Source organism: Pedobacter sp. A2324 (assembly GCF_059693705.1).
On sequence record NZ_JCASSK010000003.1, the window covers coordinates 771,886 to 779,817 of the forward strand.

At 40.9% G+C, this 7,932-nt stretch carries 6 protein-coding genes and 1 rRNA gene; 4 read left to right on the forward strand and 3 right to left on the reverse strand.

Annotation, left to right across the window (positions count from 1 at the left end; translation table 11 throughout):
- Positions 1-61: 61 nt before the first annotated feature.
- A complete protein-coding gene (locus AC570I_RS12530; protein ID WP_497405680.1) occupies positions 62-2,533 on the reverse strand; it encodes a hybrid sensor histidine kinase/response regulator in 2,472 nt (823 codons plus the stop codon).
- A 251-nt stretch (positions 2,534-2,784) separates the two neighbouring features.
- Between AC570I_RS12530 and AC570I_RS12535 the strand changes: the two genes are divergently transcribed.
- The 4 genes from AC570I_RS12535 to rlmN all read left to right on the forward strand — a co-directional run bounded on the left by AC570I_RS12535 (position 2,785) and on the right by rlmN (position 6,263).
- Positions 2,785-3,417: a helix-turn-helix transcriptional regulator gene (locus AC570I_RS12535; protein WP_497405689.1), complete on the forward strand. Its 633-nt coding sequence runs from the start codon at positions 2,785-2,787 to the stop codon at positions 3,415-3,417.
- A gap of 71 nt (positions 3,418-3,488) precedes the next feature.
- Positions 3,489-4,049, forward strand: a complete 561-nt coding sequence (locus AC570I_RS12540; protein ID WP_082120630.1) for a DinB family protein — start codon at positions 3,489-3,491, stop codon at positions 4,047-4,049.
- A 92-nt stretch (positions 4,050-4,141) separates the two neighbouring features.
- Entirely contained in the window at positions 4,142-5,119 is a 978-nt protein-coding gene (rluF, locus tag AC570I_RS12545; RefSeq protein ID WP_497405681.1) for a 23S rRNA pseudouridine(2604) synthase RluF, read from the forward strand.
- Positions 5,120-5,207: 88 nt separating this feature from the next.
- Complete coding sequence (gene rlmN / locus AC570I_RS12550; RefSeq protein ID WP_316801550.1) at positions 5,208-6,263, forward strand: dual-specificity RNA methyltransferase RlmN; 1,056 nt, start codon at positions 5,208-5,210, stop codon at positions 6,261-6,263.
- 2 nt (positions 6,264-6,265) lie between these two features.
- Here rlmN and AC570I_RS12555 read toward each other — a convergent pair whose 3' ends face one another.
- Both AC570I_RS12555 and rrf read right to left on the reverse strand, forming a co-directional pair.
- Positions 6,266-7,564, reverse strand: coding sequence for a protein kinase (locus tag AC570I_RS12555; protein WP_497405682.1), 1,299 nt, complete (start codon positions 7,562-7,564; stop codon positions 6,266-6,268).
- Between the two features lie 157 nt (positions 7,565-7,721).
- Positions 7,722-7,833 (reverse strand): 5S ribosomal RNA (gene rrf, locus AC570I_RS12560).
- Positions 7,834-7,932: the final 99 nt, after the last annotated feature.

Genomic DNA, 7,932 nt, shown 5'->3' on the forward strand with positions numbered 1-7,932 from the left:
TGTGGTTAATCAAACATACAATTTTATGGTTATAGTATATAACGATTTTTTTTCAGAGAACTTATACCACAAATGTCATGTGCTCAATCGCAATAATCAGGATGTCCAGCTGACCGAGTTGGGTGACCATCTCCGTCTTGATATGATCAGTCAGGCCCTTTTCCGCTACTTCGATTTCTAGCAATCGAAAGGCATTTGCCAGCTTAGCAGCACCCATTTGTGCTATCCTGCCTGCAAGGCGATGTACAATTAAACGGCACTTATCGCGATTGTTTTCAACCAGCAACCCTTTTAATTCCCTGGAGTCATCCTTACAATCCTGTTTAAACCGGTTAAGAATCTTTTCCAGCATTTGCTGATCACCGAAAGTCATCTTTTCCAGCGATGATAAATCAAACTCAACGTGTTCCTCCGGTATTTGCTTCTTCTCAAAAATCGAAAGCAGATCAACAGCACGGAAAGGCTTCATAATCAATCCGTCAAAGCCTTCACTCAAAACCATTTCACGTTCTTCAGGTAAAACCTGCGCGGTGATGGCATAAAATTTAACAGTATCTGGCAGCTTCTTCTTCAATATATGGCAAAGCTCTAAACCAGTCATTTCCGGAAGCCGCATATCAATCAACACAAACTTTAATTCCGAATCAACACTTTCACGGAGTATATCAGCTACCTGATTAAAACTTTTGTAAGGAATTCCATGTCTATCAAATATCAACCCGCAAAGATCAACAATAAGCTTATCATCGTCGATCACCCAAACTGTTCCCTGATTTACAATTGTATATTTCTGTGGATCAGATACGTCGTCAATTTGCTTTGGTGCTTGTGTGTAGGTTAAATAAATATTGAATGTCGTTCCTAAACCCAGTTTACTTTTTACGTGTATTCTACCTCCCTGTGCCTCAATTAACGATTTAACAATTGGTAAGCCCAATCCTGTCCCCGTTTGGTTCAATACATATTGCTCCGGAGATTCAATTTGTTCGAATTCATTAAATATCCGCTCCATATCTTTTTGTTCAAAACCAATACCTGTGTCCTTCACCGTAAAATGGAAGTGTAAATGATCTAACTGTTTCTTGATCGATACCGTTAAACTGATTTCGCCCCTCAAAGTGAATTTCACCGCATTTCCCAACAGGTTAAACAAAATTTGTTTCAGCCTGAAAGCATCGCCGTTTACAAACTCAATATCGCCCAGATCCAATTGAATGTTTAGCGTGAGTGATTTCTGCTCAGCCAAAGGCTGCACAACAGATATCACTTCATCAAGAATTTTACGGATATTAAACGCTTGATTATGAAACTTGAATTCCCCTGAAATAATGCGGTTATAATCCAGCACTTCATTCACAATCTGAAGCAAGTGTATCGAAGAGTGGTATATGGCGTTCACATCCTTTTTATTTGGATAGTCCTGCTGCGCGATCAGTTCGGCATAACCCAGAATAGATTGTAAAGGCGTCCTGATCTCATGGCTCATGTTCGATAAAAACCGCTGTTTAGCTTTTCCATGATATTCAGCCTCATCTTTAGCCTGCTCTAATTCCTTTCTATACCGGTTACTCTTCGTAATATCAGTCAAAATCAAATACAACAAAATCACAGTAAGTAAAAAGAAGGTAATGATAATGGCTGTAATCTGGGTAATCCCATCGTTTACCACCTCCTTTGCCTGTATGCCGTTAAGGTCTACCTGTGCAACAGCCTGCCCTTCCACCTCCCTTAAAATCTGCAGAATTTGATTGGTTAGCGCATTACTCGCATTGGATAGATCAGCTTCACGTTTTAAAAACTTCTGACTTTTCTGGCGCTGTTCCAGCTCAATATTTTTCAATGAGCCAGTCATACTTTTCATAATGCTATCTTCCGCCTTCGCATTAAGCGTGTCGCGTTTTACCTTAAATTCTTCATTGATGATTTTGTACACGTCAGCTTTTTTCTTTCCGAAAAGTTTGCTCAAAAAGCCCCTTGACTTTTCCTCTTCCTCTGGTGCAACTGTAGTCGTAGAAGTAGTCATCTCTGTGGTTAAAACCGCACTATCGGTTTGTCTCGCACGGGATGCAACAAGTTCATTAAGTTTCTCCACCTCATCAGAAAATGATTTTGTATTCACCAGGGTCTCCCGAACCTGCAAATATGCAATAAACTGTTTATCGCGCTGTACAAGTAAATTTTTGATTGATTTGATTCTTTTTAGTTGCAGCGAGTCGTCACTGTAAAGTTTGCGTAGTGTATCTAAACTCGATCTCAACCTTCTGGATTCCCTTAAAAAGTTGTAATTACCTTGTTTATTGAAAGCTTCATCACGCTGTAACTGGTCGAGTCTGGCAATTTTGTGTGACAGGTCATTCACAATGCGTAAGCGATCATTTGGCGCAGAAATTTCTTCAACGGTACTCAACATCCGCGTAAAGGCGAATTTGCTGATTCCCCAAGCCATCAACAAAGCAAAACAGGCAAATAAAAATCCTATAATTACTTTTCCTTTTACGGCCCTGAAAAATCGTTTTTGAATTGCGGCTGCCATGAACTAAAAATTGTGTCTCAATATCTAAACGAAAGTTTAACGATAAGACAATTCTGCTCCATTCACACAAATAACATACCAAGGAAATATGATTAAGACTCACAGACCTGAGCTGCAGTGATTGCTTCGTGAATTATAGATAATCATCCGACTTATCTCCGGTAATTTTTTTAATTTTAATCAAGCCAAAACACATGAACCGTATCGACCGCCTTTTCGGCATATTAACTTTACTTTAATCCAGGAAATACATCACCGCAGAAAAGATTTCAGAGCGGTTCGAAATCAGTGTGCGTACCGTGTATCGCGATATCAAATCCTTACAAGAACAAGGCATACCCGTTAGCTTTGAGCAGCCCAAAGGATATTTCCTGGTTCAGGGATACTTTCTGCCTCCCGTTTCTTTCAATATGGATGAAGCAAATGCCTTCCTGCTGGTAGAACGCCTTGTAAACGGTTTTGCAGATCAATCCATCCGTTCACATTATGCTGCAGCACTCACTAAAGTGAAGGCGGTATTAAAAACCACTCAAAAAGAAAAGCTAGAGGCGATGAATCAGCACATTAAACTGCAGATCCCGGAATGCCTGACCTTCAATTACCAATACCTTTCGCTTATTCAACATGCCATCTCCGAAAACCAGATGCTTCGGCTGGAATATAAAAATGCAAAAGAAGAAGCAAGCCTGCGGGAAGTAGAACCTATTGGTTTGATTTTCTATGCCTTTAGCTGGCACCTCATTGCCTGGTGCCATTTCAGAAACCAATACCGGGATTTTAATCTTACCAGAATCGTCTGCCTGAAAAATATTGAAAAAGCTTTCATTAAAAAACAACATATCCCATTAAGTGAATATATGAGTATGCTACCCGTAAATTACTAATTCTTTTTTTCACACTGCCATAGGGTTGTCACTCACCCCCATTTCCTTTGTAGAAACAAAACGCTAAAACCATGAGCATAGCCGATCTATTATTAATGGAAATGAACACAATCGAAAAACTAAATCAAAAGAAAATGGATATTATTAAAGCATTATTGAAAGAACTGGAATCAGAATTCAATACCACAAAAAAATTCCTTACGCTGGTACCAGAGGACAAATTTGATTGGGCGCCACACGAAAAAAGCATGAAACTTAAATCGCTGGCCAGCCACATTGCCGAACTACCCTCCTGGATTAGTTTAGCAATCAATACTGATGGACTGGACTTTGCCACTGCTCCATATGAAGAGAAAAAAGTGAGCAATAATGCCGATCTGATTCAAATTTTGGAAGAAAGTTATTCAAGTGGCAAAAAAGATCTGGAAAGTGCCAATGAAGGTGAATTTGATAAACAATGGATCCTGAGAAATGGAGACCAGATTCTCGGAGATATGACTAAGTATGAAATGATCAGGGTTGCCTATAGTCAAACTATTCATCACCGTGCACAATTAGGGGTTTACCTAAGGCTACTTAATATTCCAATTCCGGGCAGTTATGGCCCAAGTGCCGACGAACAGAAATTTTAGATCAGCCTTATTAATATAAAGAACATCAGCGAAAACCTGGTGTTCTTTGTGTATTTGTAGTGATACAGAATTTATTTCCGTAAAATTGCATTATGAACAACAATACGGCTACCCGTTTAAACAAATTCATCAGCGAGAGTGGGCTGTGTTCGCGCCGTGAGGCCGATAGATTTATTGAAAAAGGAAATGTTTTTATAAACGGTAAACGGGCCAAAATTGGCGACCAGGTTTATGCTGGCGACAAAGTGATGGTTAACGGGCACAATATAGAGCCTAAAGAAGAATCAAGCTTCGTGTTGCTGGCGTTCAACAAACCTGTTGGCATTACCAGCACTACAGAATCAAACGTAAGAGACAATATCGTAGATTACGTCAATTATAGTGAACGGATTTTCCCGATCGGGCGGCTGGATAAAGATTCCCAGGGACTTATTTTCCTGACCAACAACGGTGATATCGTTAACAAAATACTTCGTGCGGGAAATAAGCACGAAAAGGAATATCTGGTAACGGTAAACAAGCCGCTTACCGAAGACTTTATTTTCGAAATGAGTAACGGTGTACCCATCCTGGGTGTGAATACCCGTAAATGTAAAGTTCGCCAGGTCAGTAACTATGTATTTAACATTATCCTGATCCAGGGACTTAACCGTCAAATCCGCAGAATGTGCGAGCATTTTGGTTATGAGGTAACCAAACTTGAACGTACCAGGATCATGAACATCAGTTTAAAAGGTATCCCTACGGGCGAATTTCGTGAGCTTTCAGAAGATGAACTGAGCGGCATTATGAAAAGCGTTGAGAAATCATCTTCAGAAGTATCATCAAAAAGCAAAAAACCATCGGTTAAAAAACCGGGGCTGCAGGACGATATCCCCGAACTTCGGGAATCTAAACCGAAAAAAACAATCAAGAGCACACAAAACACCGGTCAGAAACCAGGCGTTAAAAAAAGTACAAGTCATTCAAATTCAAAATCTGCAGGTAAAAACAGCTCAACCAACAGAAATGCACGTCCCTCTAAAGGCAAAAGCGGACCAAAACAAAATAGCAGAGGCAGAGGAAGATAGCCTTTAAAATGTAAAATTCTGAGCGGCAACACTTTGCTTTCCGTTTTCGCCTTTCAGCTTAAAAGCTTTTTGAGTACCTTTGCAGCAAATGGTAACAGCTAAGAAAATCGATATCCGCTCACTGGATTTGCCTCAATTACAACAGCACCTTGTTGCAATGCAACAACCTGCGTTCAGGGCTAAGCAAATCTATCAGTGGTTATGGGAAAAATCCGCAACCAACTTCGAGGAGATGAGCAACCTTTCAAAAGACTTGCGCAAAGCTTTGGATGAAGGTTTTACCATCAATGCTGTTCAGGTCAACAACTCCCAGTTCAGTAACGACCATACCATCAAGAATACTTTTCGCCTGGCCGATGGAAACATTGTCGAAGGCGTTTTAATCCCACTTGAAGACCGTATGACCGCCTGTGTGAGTTCGCAGGTTGGTTGTAGCTTAACCTGTAAATTCTGTGCAACGGGATATATGGATCGTAAACGTAACCTGAATGCCGATGAAATTTATGATCAGGTCGTTTTAATCGATAAGCAGGCAAAACAGAACTATAATAACCCCCTAACCAATATTGTTTACATGGGTATGGGCGAGCCGCTTTTAAATTATGCAAATGTTTTAAAGTCTATCGACCGGATTACCGCTCCAGACGGACTGAACATGAGCTATAAGCGCATAACAGTTTCTACGGCTGGCATTGCTAAGATGATCAAGAAACTTGGCGACGATGGCGTTAAATTCAATCTGGCATTATCACTTCATGCGGCAGATGATAAAAAGCGAAATGAGATTATGCCGATTAATGAGGCCAACTCATTAAAATCATTGGCTGAAGCATTAAAATATTATTTTGCAAAAACCAAGAACCCGGTTACTTACGAGTACATTGTATTCAACCATTTTAATGATGAAATTTCTGATGCGATGGATCTGGCAAAGTTCTGTAAACATATCCCTTGTAAGGTCAATCTGATCGAATACAATCCGATCTCTTTTGCCGATTTCACGAATGCCGAAGGTGATAAAATTGATGCATTTGCAAACTACCTGAAGAGTCAGGGCATCACCACCAATATCCGTCGCAGCCGTGGAAAAGACATCGATGCAGCTTGCGGGCAGTTAGCGGTAAAAGAAGAAGCGAGCAGTTAATATCACAACACACCCAGTTCTTTCACTATTTGCTTAAAGCCTGGTCGATCATTTTGATTGATCGCTAAACACCTGTCTCTGATTAAACAAACAGCCTGATAGGCTTCAAACTCATCTCTGGTGATGGAAAGTAAATCATCCAGCAAATAGCCATATGCCTTTACTTCAATCCGTTCAAGAGAAAAGGCTGTTTCGTCATTGCTCCTGTTGTAAAAGGAGGCGGCGCCAAAATCACCAAAAAGCGTTTTACCGGACGGGTCAACCAGGATATTATGCGCATACAAATCTCCGTGAATAATACCCTTACTGTGCAAATGCAAGCCAACATCGGCAATTCGCTTTGCAATTTCCAGCAGCTGCTGAGCTGAGAGAGTTACTTCATCTTCAAAAATGTCCCTCGTACAACTGTCAAGACTCGGAGGCCTTCCCAAGTTAAAGAACTCCTGAGGAATCAATTCCATCACCACCCCGTTTCTGTCCTCGTGGCTGAAATGAATCTTACCCAACAACTTTACAATAGCCGGGTGAGCACCAGCAGCGATATATGCCCTCATCTCATCCTGTGGGTAACCATCACTGGTTACATTACCCTTAAAAATCTTTACTGCAGCATCCTGCAGTAAATCTGCCTCCAGTAAAGAAGCGCGGTAAATGGTACCCGAGGCACCCTCTCCCAGCATATTCATCAGGGTGATCTGTTCAACATCAATAGTTGCTAAATCAGGAAAGCCTGTTGCGTTTTGTTGTATTTCATTTCCTGAGAATGCCAGCCAGGCTAACCCTGGCATTGAAATCAACCACTGAGGTAAATGATCCAGGCGATTAGCTGAAATCCTCAGCAACTCTAACTTCCGGCAGTTAACCAGCGACTCAGGTAATGCAGTAAGCTGATTACCGGCAAGCATCAGCTTTTGCATATTTACGCAATCACCAATAGACGATGGCAAATCAGTAATCCGGTTATTGGTAAGGATCAGCCATTTCAAGTTTGCATTAATCGCCGCAGGGCTGATGTGTTCAATCTGATTAGATTTGAAACCAGCAATACTGAGCACGGGGCAATCACTTAAAACGTCTGGTAAACTTGTGAACAGATTATCCGAAGCAAAGAAAACCCTCAACTTGCTGAGTCTTCCGAAATCATCAGGTAAACGGCACAACTGATTACCAGAAAGATCCAGATATTCCAGCGTTTCTGCCAACGAAAAAATCTCCAATGGAAATTCAGTGAGGCCTTCAGATAATTTTAAAGTAGTGGCACCCTGAAGTTCCCCTGATGATAACTGTACTAGCGTTTGCAAAATATAATCGTTTGAGTTAAGCTGCGAAGATAAAAAATATTTATCCGGAAGTCAGCACAGAATCTTTGTATTAAAAACACCGGGTGTATATAAACGAAGAAACCCTCACAGTTGTTACTGCAAGGGTCCTTGTTAATCTGCTTTTAGGCAGTTTAAGATTTGGCACCGACCTACTCTCCCACGTGTTACCGCAGTACCATCGGCTCTGGTGGGCTTAACTTCTCTGTTCGGAATGGGAAGAGGTGGACACCACCGATATAGGCACCTAAATTTCTTTAGATAAGCTATTCAAGCTTAAATGACATATTATTGAAAGAAGTTAAGTTTTGAAGAACAAACAACAGTCTGTTTGCTTTGAAAGCTTCGGG

Bases quoted from the DNA above. Each gene is read 5' to 3' on its own strand.
- rlmN (WP_316801550.1), top strand. From the start codon at position 5,208: ATGGTAACAGCTAAGAAAATCGATATCCGCTCACTGGATTTGCCTCAA.
- AC570I_RS12540 (WP_082120630.1), top strand. From the start codon at position 3,489: ATGAGCATAGCCGATCTATTATTAATGGAAATGAACACAATCGAAAAA.
- AC570I_RS12530 (WP_497405680.1), bottom strand. From the start codon at position 2,533: ATGGCAGCCGCAATTCAAAAACGATTTTTCAGGGCCGTAAAAGGAAAA.
- rluF (WP_497405681.1), top strand. From the start codon at position 4,142: ATGAACAACAATACGGCTACCCGTTTAAACAAATTCATCAGCGAGAGT.